Below are 21,731 nucleotides of genomic sequence, written 5' to 3'. Positions count from 1 at the left end.
CTTCTTTCATTCCGCTTCTTTTCTGTTTGCACATGGTCTTCTCGGAAAACCGCTGCTGAACGCGGCCTCCGGGTTCGGATCATGCGCTAGCGCGCCACAGCCGCGCGGCGCAGCCGGTCGTTGATGGCTTCGCCCAAGCCTTCTTCGGGAATTGGCATCACCGCGATCGCTCGGGGGCTTTTGGCATCGAGGCTGCGAAGATAGCCGAACAAATTGACCGCGGCTTCATCGAGATCGGCCGCAGGCGACAGATTCATGACGGCGGCCGCGGCATCCGTTCCAGGCAGGCGCGCAGGGCCAAAGGCCAGCAGCGCTTCACCTCCAGCAACATCGCGCGCATTGAGCCGCACGGTCGCGCGCGGGGCGTAGTGCGAGGCCAGCATGCCCGGCGCCAGCGGCTGCGAATCGTCGCTCTCGACGTTTGCGGGCGGCCGCGACAGCGGCGCACCCAGCACGGCCTCGATCCGCTCGCGCGATAGCCCTCCGGGGCGCAACAGCATCGGCGCCTCGAAGCAGCCGAGAATCGTCGATTCGACGCCGACGTTGACCGGCCCGCCGTCGACGATCAGGTCGATGCGTCCCGAAAGGTCGCTTTCGACATGGGCAGCCAGCGTCGGCGAGACATGGCCGGAGATGTTTGCGGACGGCGCCACCACCACTCCGCCGAAGGCGCGCAGGATTTCCTGCGCGACCGGATGGGCGGGAATGCGGATCGCGACGGTGTCGAGGCCCGCGGTGGCAAGATCAGCCACCGGGCAGTTTTCCGCCTTCGGCAGCACGAGCGTCAGCGGTCCCGGCCAGAACGCCTCCGCAAGCTTCAGCGCGCGCGCATCGAACCGGCCGATCCGCCGCGCGGCGGCAAGATCGGCGACATGCGCGATCAGCGGATTAAAGGCCGGTCGTCCCTTGGCGGCGTAGAGATGGGCAATCGCGGTCGCGTTGGCGGCGTCAGCCCCGAGCCCGTAGACCGTCTCGGTCGGGAACGCGACCAGCCCGCCGGCAGCGAGCGTCCGGGCAGAGGCCTCCGAGGCGGCCGAGCCGGCCGGCAGAATCAGTGTTTCAAGACCCGTCTTCACTGGGACAAAATTCCTCAAACCCGCCGCTTGCGGTGCGCCAAAGCCGACGCTATAAGCCGCCTTCTTGTCGGAGTGTGGCTCAGCCCGGTAGAGCACTGCGTTCGGGACGCAGGGGTCGCAGGTTCGAATCCTGCCACTCCGACCATTCTTCCAAAAGTTACCGTTTTCCAGAGGCTTGGCGGATCGGCCGCCAGCGCCCGGGGGGCTTTTTGCACCGATTTGGAGGATGGGTCCACGCCGGATTTGAGCGGACAGAGGGGCCTGTCGGTGGGGCATGGCTATATGGTCCGCAGGACTATCCCGCCGGCCGTGGCTTGAACGAGATGGCAGCGCGCTTGGCCTTGATCCGGCCATGCACGCCGTAGCTGGAATCGAAGCTTAGTGTCGTGCGATCGCGATCGAAGTCGACATCGAGCCCGAACATGATCCTGGCTTCCATGAAATCGAAAAGCTCGATCTCCATCAGCTCGAAGATAGCGCAACTATGATGATAGTGCGGTTGAAGCGCCGCGCAATCTGCCGCAGCGGCTCGACTCTCATCTTACTTCCGCAGCAATTCTCTCAGCGCTGCCGTCGCCTCGGCGCATCGGATGTCATCGATATCGCGCGACAGGTTCGCGGCATTCGATTTCAGGGCTTCGATTTTCGCGCTCTCGGGGTGCTCACTCTCGAGTTGGGTGAGACGTTTGTTCAGATCGTCCAATCTGGATTGAAGCTGTCCAATGTTGGTGTTGGCAGATCCATTCACTTTCCAGACCCGTTGCGCACGCATCGAAGATTCCCCGCTTGTCTCACGGCGTTGTGAGCAGGGTTCGTGGCCGTAATGGGAGTTTCTTTTGTTCGGCGTTTGATTGGCGGGAACCGTTGCAATTTGGCAACGATGATGCTCGTCGAAAATTACCGCCGCGCCACCAGCACGCCTAGCAGAAAGGCCACCATCAATGAAGGCAGCGGCGCTTCGCGCACCATGTCGCGGACAATATCAGGCCAATGCTGGTCGGGGACGAGGCTCGGTGACCTGATCCGAGGCTTCGAATCGATGCCCCAGTCCGATGCGAGTTCGGCGATCTCGCTCGAGGCCAGTCGCGAGCCGTCGCGCACGCGGAAGATGGCGGCATCGGAACGGTCGCGCGGCGCAAGCGCCATCAGCGTCGCGATGGCGGTGCGCAGCGTCATCTCGCCGTAGCCTTGCAATCTCACCGACTCCTCGGGGTCGGATGTCATGCGAACGTCTACCTCACGATGCAAAATGGCTGGCAATGGTGAACACTGCCGTTGCGCAAAGGACCAGCGTGGAAACCGCGCCGGCCACGCCGCGCGCGAGATCGGCTCGCGTCAGGTGCCTGGTCATGATTCCGCTCCTTAGCTCTCATGGAGAATGGCGCTGGCGGATGTTGGTTCCTTTTGCCGGTTGCGTCCGAACGCCATCACGCAGGATGCGTCGGCTCTCGCCCGGAACCATTGCCGTCCCTTCCGGTTGCCGTGCCGACCTCGATGACGAGGTGATCGAGGGACACATGCTGGTCATCCGCTACTTCATCTTCACTGGCGGCGTTCTGCTAGTTCTGCTGCTTCTCGCGGGCCACTACATGGGCAGTCCCGTGAGCACGGTCACCCCAGACGGGCAGGATGTGTCTGTCGTGCGGATTCATTCCGCGCAACGATGGCCGGAGAAGATCATCTTGGACACCAGCGCGCCGCAAGTTCCGCCACCTGACGTTGCCGCGACTGCAGCGCCGCCTTCGCCGCCATCGGAGATACAAGCCGCGCGGGGCCGCACGGGCGAGGCGTTCGCGATGGCGGCAAAGTCGACGGCCGAGTCGAAGCATGCGACGCCGCGGGCTGCGAACAGGCGTGTCGCACAACGTCATCATCGGCATCCGGTGCCGCGCGCATTCGCGAGCAACCAGACGATGTTCTTTGGACCGCGCCTGTCGGAGGGATGGTGGTGATCGGCGCAATCGCTCGCCTCCAACCGCTGCGGGCCGCAGCCTGTTTCGGAAGCAAAGCTCCGGCGAAATCAGCCCTGCGATTGATGTGAGAGCTGGATGATGTGGGAGAAGTTGTGCGCAATGCATCCGCGATGTCGTCCTGGCGAAAGCCCACCCCACCGTTCACGACCACGTGTCTTTATTCGGAAACGTTCATTCCCTATTATGTCGCAATGCAAAAAGTCGCCCGCCGATCGCCATCTGCGCGCCGTCCGCCCGGTCGTCCCCGGGAGTTCGACATGGATACCGCCCTCGACCGCGCGGTGCGGGTGTTCCGCGAGCGTGGCTATCACGCCACCTCGATCGGCGACCTCACCGCGGCGATGAGGCTGGCGACCGGCAGCATCTACAAGGCTTTTCGTGACAAGCATGCCGTCTTCCTCGCCGCCTTCGAGCGTTACACCGCACGGCGGCAGGAGCAGACCCGCAGCGCCGCGGCGATCGGGGTGAACGGCCGGGAGCGGGTGCGCAACGTGCTGTGCTCCTATGTCGAGCATTCCCAGGGTAGCGAAGGGCGCCGCGGCTGCCTCGTCGTCGGCAGCGCGGTCGAATTGTCGGCGCTCGATCCCGAGATCGGGGCGCGCGTGACCGCTCAGCTCAGGAGCAACGAGAATTTCATCGCCGGTCTCATCCGCGAGGGACAGGCCGATGGTTCGATTCCCCGCAGCGTTGCGGCCGAGGACACCGCGCGGCTGATGATCTGCATCACCCAAGGCCTGCGCGTCGTCGGCAAGGCGCGGCTGCCGCTCGATGCGGACCGCCTGGTCGCGGCCGCGATGAAGCTGCTGGCCTGAACCTTTGTCAAATTAGGGAATGATCGTTCCCTATATTCGGAGATTTGTGAATGACGATGAATGCCACGATCGACGCTGCGCCGGACTCGCGCGCGGTGTCGTATCGACTGACCTTCCTGCTGGCTGCGGCCTGCGGCATGGTTGCCGCCAACATCTACTACGCCCAGCCGCTGATCGGACCGATCAGCACCGCGCTCGGCCTGTCGCATGCCGCGGCGGGGCTGATCGTGACCATGACGCAGATCGGCTACGGCCTTGGGCTGCTTCTGATCGTCCCGCTCGGCGACCTCGTCGAGAACCGCAAGCTGATCTGCTCGGTGATCGGCCTCGGGGCCGCGGCATTGCTCGCCGCCGCCTTCGCGACGCAGGCGCTGCCGTTCCTGACCGCGGCGCTCTTCATCGGGCTCGGCTCGGTCGCGGTGCAGATCATCATTCCATACGCCGCCCATCTCGCGCCGGAAGCCATTCGCGGCCGCGTGGTCGGCAACGTCTCGACCGGCTTGATGCTCGGCGTCATGCTGGCGCGGCCCGCCTCCAGCTTCGTCACCGCGGCGCTGTCGTGGCACGCCGTGTTCTTCGGCGCGACGGCACTGATGATCGCGCTCGCTGCCGTGCTCTGGATCGCGCTGCCCGAGCGCAGGCCCGTGGCGCGCATGCACTACGGCGCGCTGTTGATCTCGATGCCGCACTTGGTGCGGACCACGCCGCTGTTGCGGCGTCGCGCGCTCTACCAGGCCTGCCTATTTGCCGCGTTCAGCCTGTTCTGGACCGTGACGCCGCTCTTGCTCGCAAGCCCCGAATTCGGCTTCTCCCAGCGTGGCATCGCGCTGTTCGCGCTCGCCGGCGCCTCCGGCGTTGCCGCGGCGCCGATTGCTGGACGGCTCGCCGATCGCGGGCATAGCCGCACCGCGACCCTGATCTCGATGCTGCTGGTCGCGTTGGCGTTCCTGATGGCCCATGTCGGCGCGCCTGGATCGGGGCTCAGTCTGGCTGGCCTCGTCGTCGCCGCCATCGCGCTCGATTTCGGCGTGCAGGGCAATGTCGTGCTGGGTTTCCGTGCCATCTTCGCACTCGGGCCGGAGCACCGCAGTCGTCTCAACGGCGTCTACATGGCGACGTTCTTCACGGCGGGCGCCGCAGGCTCCGCGCTCGGCGCCTGGGCCTTCGCGCAAGGCGGCTGGACGCTAGCCGCCTGGATCGGCCTCGCCTTGCCTGTCGCGGCCCTGATCTACGCCGCCACGGAGTAACCTCCGACGGCGCGCCCGATGGTGCGCTGCGGTCGATTTACCAAGCCTCCGACTGGGCCATTTCCGCCTCGCGGTTTTGGCGCGGCTGTAGTACTTTGGTCACAATAGGACCTGGTCGAAACAGGCGGCAGGGGGAGGCGAATGAGGCGTGCGGGACTGCGTGGCGTACCGCGGGTACGGCCATGGTCGTGGCAGGCATTTCTGCTCGGCTTTGCAATCGTGGCGGTGTCGGCCGCGCTTCAGGGCATCTGGGTCGCGCTCGGCGAGCGGCTCTATTTCGCGGCGTTCCTCCCCAGCGTCTTCCTGGTCGGGATCGTCGCCGGCGCGCCGGCAGCCGTGTTCGCGGTGCTGCTCACCATTCCGCTGGTGTGGTGGGCGTTGATTCCGCCCTTCTTCGAGTTCAGCCAATTGACCAGCGCCTATGCGGATTCCATCAACCTGTTCTTTTTGTTCGCCGTGCTCCTGATCGGCCTTGCCGATCTCTGCCGCGAGACGATAGCGATCGTCCATCGTGGCGGACTCAACCGGACAGGTGAGAGCGCGGCAACGAATTCGCGATAGGTACGCGCGTTCTGCAGGGAGGGGCGTTGCGTCTGCGCAACGGTCCGGCAACCATCCGCCCGATTACCTCGCGCCGCTAACTTTTCGAAAATCGTTTGGCCGCAGGTTCTCCCCCGGGAATGACGAGGGAGTTTTCGGACATGAACGGCCAGGCCATCTTGGAGAATGTGCGCCGCTACCGCGGAATCGCATCGCTGTACCGGCAGACCGCTGCGTTCCGGCCGCGCCAGAGCTGGTCGCTGCTGGAGCAGGCCAGGGAATGGGAAGGGCGGGCGCTGGCGGAGCTGGAAGCCTATTTCGCGGCGCGCGCGGATCTGGCCCTCGCTGCCTAAGTGTTAACCAACAGGAGCGGCGGCACGCCGGCAGAATCCGTGACCTCTACGGAGTTACCCCGGCGCACGCGTGTGATAGCAACGCCTCCGTCGAATCTCATTCACGTCGGCAGGGGCAAGCGATGACCACCTTCAACCGCATCTTCACGACGCAGCGTCTGCTCCAGATCATCGTGATTCTGGCGGCAACGGTCGCCATGAAGTTGATGAGCTGAAGGCTACCGGCCGCCGAGTTCCGGCACGTCGGGCAAATAGTTCGATCCTTCCGAGCCGAGAAAATCGAACATCGCCTGCGCCGGCGGCAGCAGAACCTTGTCGCTGCGGCGGATCACGTACCATTGCCGGACGATGGGTAGGCCGGCGACATCAAGCACGATAAGCCGGCCCTCCGCGAGCTCATGCGCGACGGTGTGGGCCGAGATGAAGGCGATGCCGAGTCCGGCGATCACCGCCTGCTTTATGGTCTCGTTGCTGCTCATCTCCATGCCGATGATCGGCTCGAGATCCGACTTCTGGAACATGCCTTCCATCAGCGTCCGCGTGCCCGAGCCCGGTTCGCGTGTGAGGAAGGTCTCGTGGACGAGATCGGTGAGGCTGAGGCCGGCATCCTTCTCCAGCCAGTGCCCCTTGCGCGCGACGATGATGTGCGGATTGCGCCCGAGCTGACGCACGTCGACGCTGACGTCGGCCGGTGGCCGACCCATTACCGCGAAATCGAGATCGTAGCCGTGCATCGCCTCGCGAATATCCTCGCGGTTGCCGATGGTCAGCTTGATCTCGATTTTCGGAAACCGCTTCGAGAACGCCGCTATCGCATGCGGCACGAAGTATTTGGCGGTGGAGACGGCGCCTAGTCGGACCGTGCCGCCGGTCCGGCCGGCCAGCAGGTCGAGCGCGCCCTGGCAGTCCGCAATCGCGGCCTCAACGCGCTCGGCCAGCGCCAGCACTTCTTTGCCCGCCTCCGTCAGCAGCATGCCGTCGCCGGTCCGCTGCACCAGCGGCAGGCCGGCAAGGTCTTGAAGCTGCCGGAGCTGCTGGGTCACCGCCGGCTGAGTCAGCCCGAGATGGCTGGAGGCGGCCGTGACGCTGCCTTTGGCCGAGAGCGCCGCGAGCGAGCGAAGCTGCCGGACCGTGAGATGCCGGAGCTGGGCTGCTGCGTGGCCAGGGCCGTTATAAGAAAATTCTTTGAGGCTCATTATGATTAGAAATTTTCCTTATTAGGCCGGCCCTGTCAATCTCATCGTGCTGGGACGGACCGCACCGACCTCCACGGGGAGGGAAAGGGAGGCGGCGCCAGCGAGGGGATGGACGCAGATGACCGGGCAACTCAGGTTGGACGACCACCTTCAGCGGTACTCGGAGACCGCGCCCCACGCGCTGTCTGTCGCGGCGGCGGTTGATGCCATCGCGAGCGCCTCGCTCGAGATCGCCGATCTCGCCAGCACCGGGCAGCTCGCCGACGCCTCCGGCTTGGCGACGGGCCGCAACAGCGACGGCGATCTCCAGCGCGATCTCGACGTCCAGGCGGACGCGATCCTGCGCCGCTGCCTCGGCAAGCTGCCGATCGCAGCGCTCGCGTCGGAAGAGATGCGCGAGCCGCAGCTCGGCGATCGCGAGGGCAGGATCTGCGTTGCGATCGATCCGCTCGACGGCTCGTCCAACATCGACATCAACATGACGGTGGGTACGATCTTCTCGATCCTGCCGGCGCCGGACGATATCGCTCTCGCCTTCCACCAGCGCGGTTCGGCGCAGCTTGCGGCCGGCTTCATCACCTACGGGCCGCAGACCTCGCTGGTGCTGACGCTCGGCGAGGGTGTCGACATCTTCACCCATGATCGCAAATCCGGCTGCTTCCGCCTCGCGCGCACCAACGTGCAGATCGCCGAGTCCTGCGAGGAGTTCGCGATCAACGGCTCCAACCGCCGGCACTGGGATCCGCCCGTGCGTGCCTTCATCGACGAATGCCTCGCCGGCGTCGAAGGGCCGGCCAACCATGACTTCAATATGCGCTGGATCGGCTCGCTGGTCGCGGAAGCCTACCGCATCCTCACCCGCGGCGGCGTCTTCCTCTATCCCTCCGATGCGCGGCCCGGCTACGGCGACGGCCGCCTGCGCCTCACTTACGAGGCGCATCCGATGGCCTTCATCGTCGAGCAGGCCGGCGGCTCTGCCTCAACCGGGCGCGAGCGCATCCTCGACCTTGCCGCGCGCGATCTGCACCAGCGCGTGCCGCTGATCATGGGCTCCAGCAACGAGGTGCGACGCGTCGAAGAACTGCATTGCGATCCGCTGTTGGTGGCGAGTGTCTCCGCTCCGCTGTTCGCACGGCGCGGCTTCTTCCGGCTCTAAGCGAGGTGGCGCATGTCCAGGAAGCATCCGATCATTTCCATCACCGGCTCCTCCGGCGCGGGCACGACCTCAGTCAAGAAGACGTTTGAGCAGATATTCTTCCGTGAGCACGTCAACGCCGTCTACATCGAAGGCGACGCGTTCCATAGCTACGACCGCGCCGAGATGCGCACGCAGATGGCGCAGGAGGCCGAGCGCGGCAACAAGCATTTCAGCCATTTCAGCCCCGAGACCAACCTTTTCGAAGAGCTGGAGCGGGCGTTCCGCGACTATGGCGAGACCGGCACCGCGACGACGCGGCACTACGTCCACGACGCTGAGGAATCGGCGCTTCATGGCGTGCCTCCCGGCACTTTCACAGAATGGAAGCGGTTACCCGAGAATTCGGACCTGTTGTTCTACGAGGGTCTGCACGGCGCCGTCGTCACCGACAAGGTCAACGTCGCGCGCTATGCCGACCTGAAGATCGGCGTTGTGCCCGTCATCAATCTCGAATGGATTCAGAAGCTGCACCGCGACCGCAGCGCGCGCGGCTATTCGACCGAGGCCGTCACCGACACCATCCTGCGGCGGATGCCGGATTACATCCACTACATCTGCCCGCAATTCACCGAGACCGACATCAACTTCCAGCGCGTGCCGACGGTGGACACCTCCAACCCGTTCATCGCGCGCTGGATCCCGACGCCTGATGAATCGATGGTCGTGATCCGCTTCAAGAATCCGCGCGGCATCGACTTCCCCTACCTGCTCTCGATGCTACCGCACAGTTGGATGTCGCGCGCGAACTCGATCGTCTGCCCGGGTGCCAAGCTCGATCTCGCAATGCAGCTCATCCTGACGCCGCTGATCATGCAGCTCATCGAGCGCAAGCGGGGCCTGAAGTGACGCGCAACCACGACAACAACGGGAGGGCCCGATGAACATCTCGGTTCACGCCGAAGCCGACCTCACGGCGGTCACGCACAACGATCTCGCCAACGCCGTTCGCTTCCTCGCGGTCGACGCCATCGAGGCCGCGCAGTCCGGCCATCCCGGCCTGCCGATGGGCATGGCGGACGTCGCGACCGTGCTGTTCTCGCGCTTCCTCAAATTCGACTCGGCCCACCCCAACTGGCCGGATCGCGACCGTTTCGTGCTGTCGGCGGGCCATGGCTCGATGCTGCTCTATGCGCTGCTTCATCTCACGGGCGGCGATGTCAGCCTCGACGACCTCAAGGCGTTCCGGCAATGGGGCTCGAAGACGCCGGGTCATCCCGAGTATGGCCATACGCCCGGCGTCGAGACCACGACGGGCCCGCTGGGTCAGGGGATTGCGACCGCCGTCGGGATGGCGCTCGCTGAGCGCATGGGCAATGCGCGGCACGGCGACAGCCTCGTCGATCACTTCACCTACGTGATCGCCGGCGACGGCTGCCTGATGGAGGGCATCAGCCAGGAGGCGATCTCGCTCGCCGGTCATCTCCAGCTTGGCCGCCTGATCGTGCTGTTCGACGACAACGGCATCTCTATCGACGGCCCGACCTCACTTGCGACCTCGGATGACCAGCTCGCGCGCTTCGCTGCCTCCGGCTGGTCGGTGCGTCGCGTCGACGGACATGATCCCGAGGCGATCGCACTGGCGATTGCCGAAGAACGCGAGACGGCAAAGCCGTCGCTGATCGCCTGCCGCACCATCATCGGCTATGGCGCGCCGGACCGGCAGGGCACCGAGAAGGCGCATGGCGCTCCGCTCGGTGCCGACCAGGCCGCGGCGGCGCGACGGACGCTCGGCTGGGACTATCAGCCCTTCGTGGTGCCGATTCCCGTCCTGAAGGCATGGCGGATGATCGGGCAGCGCGGCCAGGTCGCGCGCCTCGCCTGGCTCGATCGCTACGAATGCGCGGCGCCCGAGCAGCGCGAATTGTTCATCGAGGGCAAGGCTGTTGCCCTGCCGAGCGCCTATGCCCAGGCGTCGGCGAAGCTGCGCGAGCGTTTTGCCACCGAACGTCCGAAGATCGCGACGCGGCAGGCCTCGCAACAGGTGCTCGACAACATCGCCGCGACGATTCCCGGATTTGTCGGAGGCTCAGCCGACCTGACGCATTCAAACCTGACGCATGCCAAGGGCCAGACTCCGGTCATGCGCGGCGTGTTCGCCGGCGACTATGTTCACTATGGCATTCGCGAACACGGCATGGCGGCTGCGATGAACGGGATCGCGCTGCACGGCGGCTTCATTCCCTATGGCGGCACCTTCCTCGCCTTCTCCGACTATAGTCGGCCGGCGATCCGCCTTGCGGCTCTGATGCGGCTGCGAGTCATCCATGTCATGACCCATGACTCCATCGGGCTTGGCGAGGACGGCCCGACGCATCAGCCGGTCGAGCATCTCGCGGCGTTGCGCGTCATTCCAAACCTTCTGGTGTTCCGCCCGGCCGATGCGGTGGAGACGCTGGAGGCCTGGGACTGCGCGCTTGAGACCGAGAATCGTCCGTCCGTGCTCTGCCTGTCGCGTCAGGCCCTGCCGACCTTCCGCAGCGATGCGCGCGGCAGAAATCGCGTCGCGCGTGGCGCCTATCTCATCGTCACGCCGGATGGCGGCCGGGACGTCACGCTGATCGCGACCGGGTCGGAAGTGTCGATCGCGCTGGAAGCTGCGCGCCTGCTCGCGACCGAGCACATCCGTGCCGCCGTGGTCTCTGCACCCTGCTTCGCCCTGTTCGCGGAGCAGCCGGAAGATTACCGCGCCACCGTTCTCGGCACCGCGCCGCGTGTCGGCATCGAGGCAGCCGTGCCGGGCGACTGGCCGCGCTGGCTCGGTGCTGACGGCGAGTTCATCGGCATGCGCGGCTTCGGCGCCTCGGCGCCGGCGCCGGTGCTGTACCGCGAATTCGGCATCACTCCGCAGAGCATTGCGGAAGCAGCCAGGCGCGCGGTCGCACGTCGGGACGATGGAAAAGCAGCATGAGCTTGCACGTCGCCATCAACGAATGGGCCTTTTCCAATCGAATGGCCGACACCGCCGCTGCGACGGGCCGGCTGATCTGAGCTGACGGAAGACGAGAAACGGAGAACTCCTTTGGCACGCATTACCCTTCGACAACTGCTCGACCACGCAGCTCACCATGGCTACGCGGTGCCTGCGTTCAACATCAACAACATGGAGCAGGGGATCGCGATCATGCAGGCGGCGGCCGAGGTCGATGCGCCCGTCATCATCCAGGCCTCGCGCGGCGCGCGCAGCTATGCCGGCGATCTCATGCTCTCGCACATGATCGATGCGCTGGAGCGGACCTATCCGGACATTCCGCTCTGCATGCACCAGGACCACGGCAATGACGAGGCGACCTGTGCCAGCGCCATCGCCCATGGCTTCACCTCGGTGATGATGGACGGCTCGCTGAAGGCCGACGCCAAGACGGCGGCCGATTACGATTACAACGTTGCGATCACCCGCCGCGTGGTTGATCTCGCCCATTGGGTCGGCGCGTCCGTCGAAGGCGAGCTCGGCGTGCTCGGCTCACTCGAGCATGGGGGCGGCGAGCAGGAGGACGGTCACGGCGTCGAGGGCAAGGTCAGCCACGACCAGTTGCTGACCGATCCCGATCAGGCCGTCGATTTCGTCCGCGCAACGAAAGTCGATGCGCTGGCGATCGCGATGGGCACCTCGCATGGCGCCTACAAGTTCAGCCGCAAGCCGGACGGAGACATCCTGGCTATGCGGGTGGTCGAGGAGATCCATCGCCGGCTGCCGAACACGCATCTTGTGATGCACGGTTCCTCGTCGGTGCCGCAGCCGCTTCAGGACATGTTTAACGCCTTCGGCGGCGAGATGCCGCAGACCTGGGGCGTGCCGGTGGAGGAGATTGTCCGCGGTATCAAGAGCGGTGTGCGCAAGGTCAATATCGACACCGACTGCCGGCTGGCGATGACTGCGGTGTTTCGCAAAGTGGCAGCGGAAGCGCGCTCCGAGTTCGATCCGCGCAAATTCCTCAAGCCCGCGATGGACGCGATGCGCGAGCTCTGCCGCGAGCGGTTCGAGCAGTTCGGCACCGCCGGCCATGCCAGCAAGATCAAGGTGATCCCGATGAGCGAGATGGCGCGGCGGTACCGCGCCGGCGAACTCGACCCGCGGATCGATGCCCGCGAGCCCGTCGCGGCCTGATCAATCAGAATAGAGAGAAGAGCAGGAGAGAGACATGAACGCACATACCGGCACTGTCCGCGGCAAAGAGCGCTATCGCTCGGGCGTCATGGAATATAAGCGCATGGGCTATTGGGAGCCCGACTATACGCCGAAGGACACCGACGTCATCGCGCTGTTCCGCGTGACGCCGCAGGAGGGTGTCGATCCGATCGAGGCGTCGGCCGCAGTTGCCGGTGAATCCTCGACCGCGACCTGGACAGTGGTGTGGACCGACCGCTTGACCGCCGCCGAGAAGTATCGCGCGAAATGCTATCGCGTCGATCCGGTGCCGGGCTCGCCGGACTCCTATTTCGCCTACATCGCCTATGATCTCGACCTGTTCGAGCCGGGCTCGATCGCCAATCTCTCGGCCTCGATCATCGGCAACGTCTTCGGCTTCAAGCCATTGAAGGCGCTGCGGCTCGAGGACATGCGCTTCCCAGTCGCCTATGTGAAGACGTTCCAGGGCCCCGCGACCGGCATCGTGGTCGAGCGTGAGCGGCTCGACAAGTTCGGCCGGCCGCTCCTGGGCGCGACCATCAAACCCAAGCTCGGGCTCTCCGGCCGCAACTACGGCCGCGTCGTCTACGAGGCGCTGAAGGGCGGGCTCGACTTCACCAAGGACGACGAGAACATCAACTCGCAGCCCTTCATGCACTGGCGCGACCGCTTCCTCTACTGCATGGAAGCCGTGAACCGTGCGCAGGCGGCCTCCGGTGAGGTGAAGGGAACTTACCTTAACGTCACCGCGGGGACGATGGAAGACATGTACGAGCGCGCGGAGTTCGCGAAAGAGCTGGGCTCGGTTGTGGTCATGATCGATCTCGTGATCGGCTACACAGCGATCCAGTCCATGGCCAAATGGGCACGTCGCAACGACATGATCCTGCATCTGCATCGTGCCGGTCACTCGACCTATACGCGGCAGAAGAGCCACGGCGTGTCGTTCCGCGTCATCGCCAAGTGGATGCGGCTCGCCGGTGTCGACCACATCCATGCCGGCACGGTGGTCGGCAAGCTCGAGGGCGATCCCAACACCACGCGCGGCTACTACGACGTCTGCCGCGAGGATTTCAACCCAACGAAGCTCGAGCATGGCATCTTCTTCGATCAGTCCTGGGCGAGCCTCAACAAGCTGATGCCGGTGGCGTCCGGCGGCATCCATGCTGGCCAGATGCACCAGCTACTCGACCTTCTCGGCGAGGACGTCGTGCTGCAATTCGGCGGCGGCACCATCGGCCATCCCATGGGCATCCAGGCTGGTGCCACCGCCAACCGCGTGGCGCTGGAGGCGATGATCCTCGCGCGCAACGAGGGTCGCGACTACGTCCATGAAGGCCCGGAGATCCTCGCCAAGGCGGCTCAGACCTGCACGCCGCTGAAGGCCGCGCTCGACGTCTGGAAGGACGTCACCTTCAACTATCAATCCACCGACACGCCGGACTTCGTGCCGACGGCGCTGGAAACCGCTTGAGGAGATTTTGACATGAAGCTGACTCAAGGCTGCTTCTCGTTCCTGCCCGATCTGACCGACGACCAGATCTACAGCCAAGTGCAGTACTGCCTCGCCAACGGCTGGGCGGTGAACATCGAATTCACCGACGATCCGCATCCCCGCAATACCTATTGGGAGATGTGGGGCCTGCCGATGTTCGACCTGCAGGACGCCGCCGGCGTGATGATGGAGCTCGCCGAATGCCGCAGGGTGTACGGCGACCGCTACATCCGTATCAGCGGCTTCGATTCCAGCCATGGCTGGGAATCGGTGCGGATCTCGTTCCTCGTGAACCGGCCGAAGCAGGAGGCCGAGTTCGAGCTGGTGCGGCAGGAAGTGGCCGGACGCGCGATCCGCTACACGACCGTGCGCAAGGCCACGCCGCACGCAGCGCCGTAAGCCTCTTCATTTCCGCGCGGAGCGCTCCCTGCTCCGTTTCCTTGGCGGACCACTGCTTCGCCGCTCCCCCGCGGCGAAGCCCTTTTCTTCGAGACGCCGATGCTTGATGTGCCGAACGCAAATACCACGGAGACGGCCTTCGACCTGCGCAAGGAGGCTGAAGCGGCCGGGATCACGACGACGCTGCAACAGCTCGAGCAGGAGCTGATCGGGCTCAAGCCGGTCAAGAGCCGGGTGCGCCAGATCGCCTCGCTGCTGCTGGTCGAGCGCATGCGGCAGCGCGCGGGACTGGCCTCTGCCCCGCCGACCCTGCACATGTCGTTCACCGGAAATCCCGGCACCGGCAAGACCACCGTCGCCCTGCGCATGGCAAAGATCCTGCACGGCCTCGGCTTCGTGCGGCGAGGGCAAGTGATATCGGTGACGCGTGACGACCTCGTCGGCCAGTACATCGGTCACACCGCGCCGAAGACCAAGGAGATCCTGAAGAAGGCGATGGGCGGCGTGCTGTTCATCGATGAGGCCTATTATCTGCACCGGCCCGACAACGAGCGCGACTATGGCCAGGAGGCGATCGAGATCCTGCTCCAGGTGATGGAGAACCAGCGTGAGGATCTCGTCGTGATCCTCGCCGGTTATGGCGAGCGCATGACGAACTTCTTTGCCTCCAATCCCGGCTTCCGCTCACGTATTGCTCATCACATCGAATTCCCGGACTACTCCGAAGCGGAGCTGCTCTTCATCGCGGAGCTGATGCTCGGAGAGCGCGGCTACCGCCTGTCGAGCGCGGCGCGCGATGCGCTCGAGAAGTACATTGCGCTGCGCCGGACTCAGCCGTTCTTCTCCAATGCACGCTCGATCCGCAACGCCGTTGATCGCATCCGGCTACGCCAGGCCGACCGCCTGGTGTCCGATCTCGACCGCATGCTCGACATCGCCGACCTCGAAACCATCGATGCCGCCGACGTGCTGGCGAGCCGTGTGTTCAGCGGCGGGGCCGCAACCGACGCGAGGAGTGCAAAACCATGACCAGGGACATCGTGATCGCGCCCTCAATCCTGGCCGCCAATTTCGCGAGACTCGGCGAGGAGATCGCCGCGATCGACGCGGCTGGCGCCGACTGGATCCATTGCGACGTGATGGACGGGCATTTCGTGCCGAACATCAGCTTCGGGGCCGACATCATCAAGGCGATCCGGCCATTGACGCGCAAGACGTTCGATGTCCATCTCATGATCGCGCCGGTGGATCCCTACATCGAGGCTTTTGCCAAGGCCGGTGCCGACATCATCACGGTCCATGCCGAGGCCGGCCCGCATCTCGACCGCTCGTTGCAGGCGATCGGTGCGCTTGGCAAGAAGGCCGGGGTGAGCCTGTGCCCGGCGACGCCGGAAGCCGCGATCGAATATGTCCTTGATCGCATCGACCTCATCCTGGTGATGACGGTCAATCCCGGCTTTGGCGGGCAGTCGTTTCTCGACGCGCAGATCGAGAAGATCAGGCGGATTCGCAGCATGATTGGCGACCGGCCGATCCGGATCGAGGTGGACGGCGGCATCACGCGCGACAACGCTGCGGCCGTGGCTGCCGCGGGCGCCGATACGCTGGTTGCGGGATCGGCGGTGTTTCGCGGCAACGACAGCGCCGACTATGCCCGCAACATCGCGGCCATTCGCCTCGCCGCGGAGGCCGGCCGGGTTCCCAACTCGCAACATATCTCTGCGCAGCCGGCGCGCGCCGCCGAGGCGGCACTCATCCGGTAGACTACGGGGAGTTCATTGCCGCAACAGTGCGGCCCTGCGAGGAGATGCAGGCTATCTCTCATCGGCCGGCCGGACTGATCGAGCGGTATCTCGATCCGATTGGTGTCAGCGTGGAGCGCCGGCCTTACGCATAGCTGCGGGGTCGTCGGGTTTCGCGCGCGGACTGGAACTAAAAGCCCCTCAAGCGTTTCCTAGAAATTAACCCAGGTTAGGCGAGCAGATTGGCGAGTTGGGCTCGCAGAAAATCTTTTGCACAATCGCCATCGGCCTGACGCAAATTAACGCAATAAGCCGGGTTGAGCGCGAGGGAGGGTCTGATGGAGAACGTACGTCGCTACCGGGCACTTGCATCCCTCTGTCGTCAGCAGGCGGCCTATCGGCCGCTCCAGAGTTGGGAGCTCCTGGGCCAGGCCGAGCATTTCGAACATCTTGCTGAAATCGAGCTGAGAGCTCACTTCGACGCGTGCAATGCGAAGAGCGAAGACAAGCCGGCAGTCGCACCGGTATGGGAAGCTCCGGCTGCGGCCTGACGAAGTCGGAGCAGATGTAGCTTTCACAGCAAGCCGCGGCTCTCGGCACCTTCGAGTTCGTCCATCAGCGCCTTGTTCTCGTAACGCGCGAGTGACAGAGTGTCGGCGAATGACGGAGGTGGAGCGCCGACCACGGCCCGAGCGCAGAGATCGCCGGCGGCGCATGCCGACATCGTTCCATATCCCGACAACGCGGTCGTCAGGAACACGCCGGGCGTTTTTGCCGCGCCGATCAGCGGCCAGTTTTCCTTCGTCATCGGATAGAAGCCGCCGTAATGCACCCTGCCCCGTGGCAGGGCGCCGAGATACTGCGCCAGCGCGGGCTGCAGCCGACTCGCGGCGCGAAGTACGAGTTCTGGGAAAAAGGGATTCAGCTCGGGTTCCCGGACCGGCTCGGCCGGCTCCGTGTTGAAAGCCCAGCCGAGCTTGATCCATTGACCGTGGTCGCCGCCGTCGGGACGGCAATGGATGCTGCCCGGCATGGGTTTGAGCAGGCGGGCGAGTTCCGGCGCCGCCGCCAGCGCCTCGCGTTCGTCGGATGACCACGCCAGCGTCTGTCCATCGAGGTCGATCGCAAACGGCATCCGGCGATCGACCGCGCGATGGCGATCGATGAAGGCAATTTTCTGCTGAAGGACGTTCTGGATCGGCAGCTTCTCGCCATGCATCGCGGAGATGTGCGCCGCAAAAGGACCAGCCGCGTTGACGATGATATCGGCCTTGACCGTCCGGCGATCGCCACCGGCAAGGACGTCGACCACGAAGCGGTCCGGCTTCGAGATGCCGAGCACGCGGGCCTGCTGGAATTGCGCGCCCAGCGGGCGCATCGTCTCGAGCATGTACTGTCCGAGCTGCTGACCGCTGATATCGCCGGCCCTGCGGATGTGCAGTCCCGTGGCGACATCCTTGTCGAAGGCCGGATAGTATTGCTGAATCAGGTTGCGGCCGAGCAACACGTCGACGCCGTCGGGCGCCGTCTGCCAGTCCTCGGATAGCGGCGGCGAATAATTCTTGCTCACGCCCTCGTGCAGGCGGATCAGTTTCGATGCCGAAGCGCCGTAGCCTGTGTAGAGCTGCCGGAGCAGCTCTTCCGGTTTCTCTTCGCGGGTCGCAAGGAAGTATCCGCGCCGCGTCATGTTGATGCGGTTGCCGGTGCGGCGCGCAATATCCTCCATCAGGTCGGTGCTGTGATCGGTAAACGCTGCCATCGTCGGATGTGGCCACCAGTTGCGATAGTTCTCGCCGGATTGTGCTGACGTGAGCGCCATCGGCTGCCCCTCATCCACGATCAGCAGGCGCGAGCGCTTGTGCTGGACCGCAAGAAAGTAGGCCGTGGCCAGACCGGCGATCCCTGCGCCGATGACGAGAATTTCAACGTCGTTCGCTTTCAAACGCACTCTCCTTCAAACTCAACGGAACGGCCGACCTTCGGATCAGGCTTCGGCCTTGTCGTCCCGCAACGCATGGCGCTGCGCCGATCGCAGCGTCTTTTGCGTCTGAACGATGTGCTCGCGGAGGAGGCGCACGGCCTTCTCAATCTCGCCGTCCCGGCAGAGTTCGAGCAACTGGTAATGTTCGCGCTGGGGACGCTCCTTGCCGGTCGCACGCGACACGAGAGCGCGGGTGAAGCGGCTCACATGGCCGTAATTCGCCTCGATCATCGCAAGCAGGCGCGGGCGATTGCAGGGGGCGTAGAGCGCCTTGTGGAAGCGCCAGTTGAAGGCGCCCCATTTCTCCGGGTCGGGCTCCTCGTCGTAGGAACGAAGGATCCTCTTTGCATCATCGAGATCGATGTCACCCATGGCCGGGATTGCGAGACGAAGCGCATGACATTCGAGCGCGATGCGAATCTCGAGCAATTCCACGACCTCGTCGATGGACAGATCCGACACGACCGCCCCGCGGTTGGGCAGGAAGGTCACGAAGCCTTCCGCTTCCAGTTGCCGCAGCGCCTCCCTCACGGGGATGCGGCTGGTGCCAAACCGCTCGGCCAATTCGTCCTGCCTGAGCTGAAAGCCGGGAGCGAGCTCGCCTGCGCTGATCGCGCGCCGCAAGGCCTCGCGGACAGCATCGGGCGTCGAGCCGTGACCTCGTTGTCTTGCAGCTTCTGCTGATCTCATCCGGCGTCTCTTCCACTGCCTCGGGACTATATATTGTATAAAATTATTTGGCAGATTATGCAATCGTGTGTATAAAATATGCCGATATTATATCCGTCAGGGAGTAAGGCCATGAAGGGACTGATTTATTCTTTCATCTTAGCAACCGCGGTTGCCGTCCCCGCCCACGCCCAATCTCCCGGTGGTACGCTCGCCAAGATCCGGGACGCCGGGGAAATCCGGCTCGGCCATCGCGACGTCTCGGTCCCCTTTTCCTATCTCGACGACAACCAGAAACCCGTCGGCTTTGCGATGGACCTCTGTGCACGGATCGTCGATGCCGTGAAGGAAGAGCTCAAGCTTCCGACGCTTCAGACCAGGTTTCAGCCGATCCAGCTCAGCACCCAGATTCCGCTGATCCAGAACGGGACCATCGACATTGTCTGCGGTCCGGCGACCAACACATTGGAGCGCCAGAAAGTGGTGGCCTTCAGTAACACCATCTTCGTCTCGAGCATTCGCGCGGTGGTCAGAAAGGACTCTCCCGTCAAGACCTTCGAGAACTTGAACGACAAGCCTGTCTCGCTGACCACCGGATCAACGTCGATCGGCCTGTTGCTGGCGCGTGGACAGGAGAAGAATTTCCAGGTCAAGCAGGTCCTCTCTCCCGACCACGCGGCATCCTTCCTCGCGTTGACGAGCGGACGCAGCGAGGCATTTGTCATGGATGACATCCTGCTCGCCGGGCTCATCGCCAACAGCCAGACTCCCGACAACTGGCGGATCATCGACGACAGCCTTCGCACCGAGCCTTACGGGCTGATCATCCGCAGGGACGATCCGGAGTTCAAGGGGCTGGTCGACCGGGCGCTGGTCGCCATGATGAAGAGCAATCAGTTCGCGGAGCTCTACGGGAAATGGTTCACGAAACCCATTCCACCCAAGAACGTGAACCTGAACTTCCCCATGCCGGCTTCGCTCAAGGATGCGGTCGCCAAGCCGAACGACAAGGGGGTCTGATCGCGAAACGGTAGCGCGCGGCTCCCGGTCGCACGTTCTTTGCCAAGATTTAATCGCGTGGACGGGACGTCGTAAGGTTGCGGCGTCCATGTTGGATGCAAGGCGACATCTTCCAACATGGACATTTCGACATGAACGATCCCGTCAATTTCGGCACCAAAACCCGTACCATTCTCCGGCCGCGCCGGCTCGCCTTGCTCGGCACTGTAGGCGCGCTGGGCCTTGCCGTGCTGGCCACGGCTCCGGGCACGTCTTTCTTTCATGCTTCCTTGATTGCGCCGGCGCAGGCCGCGGAGACGGCCGCGACGCCAACCGGCTTCGCCGATCTCGTTGCCAAGGTGAAGCCCGCCGTGATCTCGGTGCGGGTGAAGATCGACCAGGACAACGACAAGAGCGCGATGCTGCAGCAGAACCGGATGCAGTCCGACGAGGATACGCCGTTCGACCAGTTCTCGCGACAGTTCGGCTTCCGTTTCCCCAATGGGATGAATGGCATGCCGCACCAGCGCCACCAGATGATCACAGGCGAGGGCTCCGGCTTCTTCATCTCGGCTGACGGCTATGCCGTGACCAACAACCACGTCGTCGACCATGCCGAGTCCGTGCAGGTGACCACCGATGACGGCACGATCTACACCGCGAAGGTGGTCGGCACCGATCCGAAGACCGATCTTGCGCTGATCAAGGTCGAGGGCAAGAGGGACTTTCCGTTCGTCAAATTCTCCGACCAGAAGCCGCGGATCGGTGACTGGGTGGTCGCGGTCGGCAATCCCTTCGGCCTTGGTGGCACGGTGACCGCTGGCATCGTCTCCGCAAGCGGCCGCGACATCGGCAACGGCCCCTATGACGACTTCATCCAGATCGACGCGCCCATCAACAAGGGCAATTCCGGCGGTCCGGCCTTCGACATGAACGGCAACGTGATCGGCGTGAACACTGCGATCTTCTCGCCCTCCGGCGGCTCGGTCGGCATCGGCTTCGACATTCCGGCGGCGACCGCAAAGCTCGTCGTCGCCCAGCTCAAGGACAAGGGCGCGGTCACCCGCGGCTGGCTCGGCGTGCAGGTGCAGCCGGTGACCGCTGATATCGCCGACAGTCTTGGCCTGAAGGAGGCGAGCGGCGCCATTGTCGACAATCCGCAGGACGGCAGCCCCGCGGCGAAGGCCGGCATCGAGGCGGGCGACGTCATCACCGCCGTCAACGGCACTGCGGTCAAGGACTCCCGTGACCTCGCCCGTACCATCGGCACGATGGCGCCAGGCAGCTCGGTGAAGCTCGACGTCTGGCATAAGGGCGAGAGCAAGACGGTGACGCTCGCGCTCGGCGCGCTGCCGAACGAGCGGCAGGCCAACGGAAACGACAAAGCTGATGAAGGCAAGGCCCAGCCGAATGCCGGCACGCCGCGCCTTGGCCTCAGCCTGGCGCCGGCCGGCGACGTGCAGGGTGCAGGCCAGAAGGGCGTTGTCGTCACCGAGGTTGACCCGCAGGGGCCGGCGGCGCAGCGCGGAATCCAGACCGGCGACATCATTCTCAATGTCGGCGGCAAGGCCGTCGCCAATGTCGGCGACGTCCGCTCGGAGCTGATGCAGGCGAAGTCGTCCGGCAAGCGCAGTGTGCTGCTGCAGGTGAAGAGCGCCGACGCCACGCGATTTGTCGCCGTGCCGCTCGCCTGAACGAATCCGATCGTAAAGAGGAGGCGGCCGGACGGCCGCCTCTTTCGTATTCGTCCTGCTCGGTGATGGACGTGGCGCAGGGTCGAAATTCCGGGGCAAGGCGGCGCGGACCGATAACATTCGCGTTAACGGAACCCCTCAGACAGGGTTCCGCCCAAAACAGCACGTTGACTTGAGCGATGATGCGAGCTGCGACCGCGGCTCGCGGGCGAACGACGGTTCTGCAGCGGA

Annotated in this window: 23 protein-coding genes and 1 tRNA gene; 17 read left to right on the top strand and 7 right to left on the bottom strand. The window is 64.4% G+C overall.

Annotation, left to right across the window (positions count from 1 at the left end; all coding sequences use genetic code 11):
- Positions 1–86 precede the first annotated feature (86 nt).
- Positions 87–1,076 (bottom strand): L-threonylcarbamoyladenylate synthase, encoded by a 990-nt coding sequence (locus tag MTX21_RS14070; protein WP_280965400.1) that lies wholly within the window; start codon positions 1,074–1,076, stop codon positions 87–89.
- 68 nt (positions 1,077–1,144) lie between these two features.
- Between MTX21_RS14070 and MTX21_RS14065 the strand changes: the two genes are divergently transcribed.
- Positions 1,145–1,221 (top strand) — tRNA-Pro (locus MTX21_RS14065).
- A gap of 150 nt (positions 1,222–1,371) precedes the next feature.
- Here MTX21_RS14065 and MTX21_RS14060 read toward each other — a convergent pair.
- The 3 genes from MTX21_RS14060 to MTX21_RS14050 form a co-directional block, all read right to left on the bottom strand.
- On the bottom strand, positions 1,372–1,539 hold the full coding sequence (locus tag MTX21_RS14060) for a hypothetical protein (protein WP_280965399.1): 168 nt from the start codon (positions 1,537–1,539) through the stop codon (positions 1,372–1,374).
- A gap of 78 nt (positions 1,540–1,617) precedes the next feature.
- On the bottom strand, positions 1,618–1,848 hold the full coding sequence (locus MTX21_RS14055) for a hypothetical protein (RefSeq protein WP_280965398.1): 231 nt from the start codon (positions 1,846–1,848) through the stop codon (positions 1,618–1,620).
- Positions 1,849–1,973: 125 nt separating this feature from the next.
- Positions 1,974–2,300 (bottom strand): hypothetical protein, encoded by a 327-nt coding sequence (locus tag MTX21_RS14050; protein WP_280965397.1) that lies wholly within the window; start codon positions 2,298–2,300, stop codon positions 1,974–1,976.
- Between the two features lie 212 nt (positions 2,301–2,512).
- Here MTX21_RS14050 and MTX21_RS14045 point away from each other — a divergent pair, with 212 nt between their 5' ends.
- The 5 genes from MTX21_RS14045 to MTX21_RS14025 all read left to right on the top strand — a co-directional run bounded on the left by MTX21_RS14045 (position 2,513) and on the right by MTX21_RS14025 (position 6,001).
- The gene (locus MTX21_RS14045) at positions 2,513–3,028 is read left to right on the top strand and encodes a hypothetical protein (RefSeq protein WP_280965396.1); all 516 of its coding nucleotides are present in this window, start codon (positions 2,513–2,515) and stop codon (positions 3,026–3,028) included.
- Between the two features lie 212 nt (positions 3,029–3,240).
- Complete coding sequence (locus MTX21_RS14040; RefSeq protein ID WP_341510230.1) at positions 3,241–3,861, top strand: TetR/AcrR family transcriptional regulator; 621 nt, start codon at positions 3,241–3,243, stop codon at positions 3,859–3,861.
- Positions 3,862–3,911: 50 nt separating this feature from the next.
- On the top strand, positions 3,912–5,108 hold the full coding sequence (locus MTX21_RS14035) for an MFS transporter (protein ID WP_280965394.1): 1,197 nt from the start codon (positions 3,912–3,914) through the stop codon (positions 5,106–5,108).
- Between the two features lie 141 nt (positions 5,109–5,249).
- Positions 5,250–5,669, top strand: a complete 420-nt coding sequence (locus MTX21_RS14030) for a DUF4118 domain-containing protein (protein WP_280965393.1) — start codon at positions 5,250–5,252, stop codon at positions 5,667–5,669.
- 140 nt (positions 5,670–5,809) lie between these two features.
- The gene (locus MTX21_RS14025; protein ID WP_280965392.1) at positions 5,810–6,001 is read left to right on the top strand and encodes a hypothetical protein; all 192 of its coding nucleotides are present in this window, start codon (positions 5,810–5,812) and stop codon (positions 5,999–6,001) included.
- A 218-nt stretch (positions 6,002–6,219) separates the two neighbouring features.
- Here MTX21_RS14025 and MTX21_RS14020 read toward each other — a convergent pair whose 3' ends face one another.
- Positions 6,220–7,197 carry a LysR family transcriptional regulator gene (locus MTX21_RS14020; protein ID WP_280965391.1) on the bottom strand — a complete coding sequence of 326 codons (978 nt, stop codon included), beginning with the start codon at positions 7,195–7,197 and terminating at the stop codon, positions 6,220–6,222.
- Between the two features lie 118 nt (positions 7,198–7,315).
- Between MTX21_RS14020 and MTX21_RS14015 the strand changes: the two genes are divergently transcribed.
- The 9 genes from MTX21_RS14015 (at position 7,316) to MTX21_RS13975 (ending at position 16,708) form a co-directional block, all read left to right on the top strand.
- On the top strand, positions 7,316–8,353 hold the full coding sequence (locus MTX21_RS14015; RefSeq protein ID WP_280965390.1) for a class 1 fructose-bisphosphatase: 1,038 nt from the start codon (positions 7,316–7,318) through the stop codon (positions 8,351–8,353).
- Positions 8,354–8,365: 12 nt separating this feature from the next.
- The gene (locus tag MTX21_RS14010) at positions 8,366–9,241 is read left to right on the top strand and encodes a phosphoribulokinase (protein ID WP_280965389.1); all 876 of its coding nucleotides are present in this window, start codon (positions 8,366–8,368) and stop codon (positions 9,239–9,241) included.
- A gap of 31 nt (positions 9,242–9,272) precedes the next feature.
- The gene (gene tkt, locus MTX21_RS14005) at positions 9,273–11,303 is read left to right on the top strand and encodes a transketolase (protein WP_280965388.1); all 2,031 of its coding nucleotides are present in this window, start codon (positions 9,273–9,275) and stop codon (positions 11,301–11,303) included.
- Positions 11,304–11,414: 111 nt separating this feature from the next.
- Positions 11,415–12,500 carry a class II fructose-bisphosphate aldolase gene (gene fba, locus MTX21_RS14000; protein ID WP_280965387.1) on the top strand — a complete coding sequence of 362 codons (1,086 nt, stop codon included), beginning with the start codon at positions 11,415–11,417 and terminating at the stop codon, positions 12,498–12,500.
- A 34-nt stretch (positions 12,501–12,534) separates the two neighbouring features.
- Positions 12,535–13,995 carry a form I ribulose bisphosphate carboxylase large subunit gene (locus MTX21_RS13995; RefSeq protein ID WP_280965386.1) on the top strand — a complete coding sequence of 487 codons (1,461 nt, stop codon included), beginning with the start codon at positions 12,535–12,537 and terminating at the stop codon, positions 13,993–13,995.
- A gap of 12 nt (positions 13,996–14,007) precedes the next feature.
- Positions 14,008–14,415 (top strand): ribulose bisphosphate carboxylase small subunit, encoded by a 408-nt coding sequence (locus MTX21_RS13990; protein WP_280965385.1) that lies wholly within the window; start codon positions 14,008–14,010, stop codon positions 14,413–14,415.
- Between the two features lie 99 nt (positions 14,416–14,514).
- Positions 14,515–15,444, top strand: coding sequence for a CbbX protein (gene cbbX, locus MTX21_RS13985; RefSeq protein ID WP_280965384.1), 930 nt, complete (start codon positions 14,515–14,517; stop codon positions 15,442–15,444).
- Positions 15,441–16,178: a ribulose-phosphate 3-epimerase gene (rpe, locus tag MTX21_RS13980; RefSeq protein ID WP_280965383.1), complete on the top strand. Its 738-nt coding sequence runs from the start codon at positions 15,441–15,443 to the stop codon at positions 16,176–16,178. The genes cbbX and rpe overlap by 4 nt, the downstream gene beginning before the upstream one ends.
- A 317-nt stretch (positions 16,179–16,495) precedes the next feature.
- Positions 16,496–16,708, top strand: coding sequence for a hypothetical protein (locus MTX21_RS13975; RefSeq protein WP_280965382.1), 213 nt, complete (start codon positions 16,496–16,498; stop codon positions 16,706–16,708).
- 23 nt (positions 16,709–16,731) lie between these two features.
- Here MTX21_RS13975 and MTX21_RS13970 read toward each other — a convergent pair whose 3' ends face one another.
- Positions 16,732–18,099 carry an FAD-dependent oxidoreductase gene (locus MTX21_RS13970; protein ID WP_341510149.1) on the bottom strand — a complete coding sequence of 456 codons (1,368 nt, stop codon included), beginning with the start codon at positions 18,097–18,099 and terminating at the stop codon, positions 16,732–16,734.
- Between the two features lie 42 nt (positions 18,100–18,141).
- On the bottom strand, positions 18,142–18,828 hold the full coding sequence (locus MTX21_RS13965) for a GntR family transcriptional regulator (protein WP_280965380.1): 687 nt from the start codon (positions 18,826–18,828) through the stop codon (positions 18,142–18,144).
- 111 nt (positions 18,829–18,939) lie between these two features.
- Here MTX21_RS13965 and MTX21_RS13960 point away from each other — a divergent pair, with 111 nt between their 5' ends.
- Positions 18,940–19,827, top strand: a complete 888-nt coding sequence (locus MTX21_RS13960; protein WP_280965379.1) for a transporter substrate-binding domain-containing protein — start codon at positions 18,940–18,942, stop codon at positions 19,825–19,827.
- Positions 19,828–19,958: 131 nt separating this feature from the next.
- Positions 19,959–21,500, top strand: a complete 1,542-nt coding sequence (locus tag MTX21_RS13955) for a Do family serine endopeptidase (RefSeq protein WP_280965378.1) — start codon at positions 19,959–19,961, stop codon at positions 21,498–21,500.
- Positions 21,501–21,731 lie beyond the last annotated feature (231 nt).

Source organism: Bradyrhizobium sp. ISRA430, assembly GCF_029909975.1.
Classification (GTDB): domain Bacteria; phylum Pseudomonadota; class Alphaproteobacteria; order Rhizobiales; family Xanthobacteraceae; genus Bradyrhizobium.
The sequence above is the reverse complement of the archived record's forward strand: the minus strand, read 5'-3'. Positions and strand labels throughout refer to the sequence as shown.

Coding starts and splice junctions, on each gene's coding strand:
- MTX21_RS14060 (WP_280965399.1), bottom strand. CDS start 1,539: ATGGAGATCGAGCTTTTCGATTTCATGGAAGCCAGGATCATGTTCGGG.
- MTX21_RS14055 (WP_280965398.1), bottom strand. CDS start 1,848: ATGCGTGCGCAACGGGTCTGGAAAGTGAATGGATCTGCCAACACCAAC.
- MTX21_RS14050 (WP_280965397.1), bottom strand. CDS start 2,300: ATGACATCCGACCCCGAGGAGTCGGTGAGATTGCAAGGCTACGGCGAG.
- MTX21_RS14045 (WP_280965396.1), top strand. CDS start 2,513: ATGCGTCGGCTCTCGCCCGGAACCATTGCCGTCCCTTCCGGTTGCCGT.
- MTX21_RS14040 (WP_341510230.1), top strand. CDS start 3,241: ATGCAAAAAGTCGCCCGCCGATCGCCATCTGCGCGCCGTCCGCCCGGT.
- MTX21_RS14035 (WP_280965394.1), top strand. CDS start 3,912: ATGACGATGAATGCCACGATCGACGCTGCGCCGGACTCGCGCGCGGTG.
- MTX21_RS14030 (WP_280965393.1), top strand. CDS start 5,250: ATGAGGCGTGCGGGACTGCGTGGCGTACCGCGGGTACGGCCATGGTCG.
- MTX21_RS14025 (WP_280965392.1), top strand. CDS start 5,810: ATGAACGGCCAGGCCATCTTGGAGAATGTGCGCCGCTACCGCGGAATC.
- MTX21_RS14020 (WP_280965391.1), bottom strand. CDS start 7,197: ATGAGCCTCAAAGAATTTTCTTATAACGGCCCTGGCCACGCAGCAGCC.
- MTX21_RS14015 (WP_280965390.1), top strand. CDS start 7,316: ATGACCGGGCAACTCAGGTTGGACGACCACCTTCAGCGGTACTCGGAG.
- MTX21_RS14010 (WP_280965389.1), top strand. CDS start 8,366: ATGTCCAGGAAGCATCCGATCATTTCCATCACCGGCTCCTCCGGCGCG.
- tkt (WP_280965388.1), top strand. CDS start 9,273: ATGAACATCTCGGTTCACGCCGAAGCCGACCTCACGGCGGTCACGCAC.
- MTX21_RS13995 (WP_280965386.1), top strand. CDS start 12,535: ATGAACGCACATACCGGCACTGTCCGCGGCAAAGAGCGCTATCGCTCG.
- MTX21_RS13990 (WP_280965385.1), top strand. CDS start 14,008: ATGAAGCTGACTCAAGGCTGCTTCTCGTTCCTGCCCGATCTGACCGAC.
- cbbX (WP_280965384.1), top strand. CDS start 14,515: ATGCTTGATGTGCCGAACGCAAATACCACGGAGACGGCCTTCGACCTG.
- rpe (WP_280965383.1), top strand. CDS start 15,441: ATGACCAGGGACATCGTGATCGCGCCCTCAATCCTGGCCGCCAATTTC.
- MTX21_RS13975 (WP_280965382.1), top strand. CDS start 16,496: ATGGAGAACGTACGTCGCTACCGGGCACTTGCATCCCTCTGTCGTCAG.
- MTX21_RS13965 (WP_280965380.1), bottom strand. CDS start 18,828: ATGAGATCAGCAGAAGCTGCAAGACAACGAGGTCACGGCTCGACGCCC.
- MTX21_RS13960 (WP_280965379.1), top strand. CDS start 18,940: ATGAAGGGACTGATTTATTCTTTCATCTTAGCAACCGCGGTTGCCGTC.
- MTX21_RS13955 (WP_280965378.1), top strand. CDS start 19,959: ATGAACGATCCCGTCAATTTCGGCACCAAAACCCGTACCATTCTCCGG.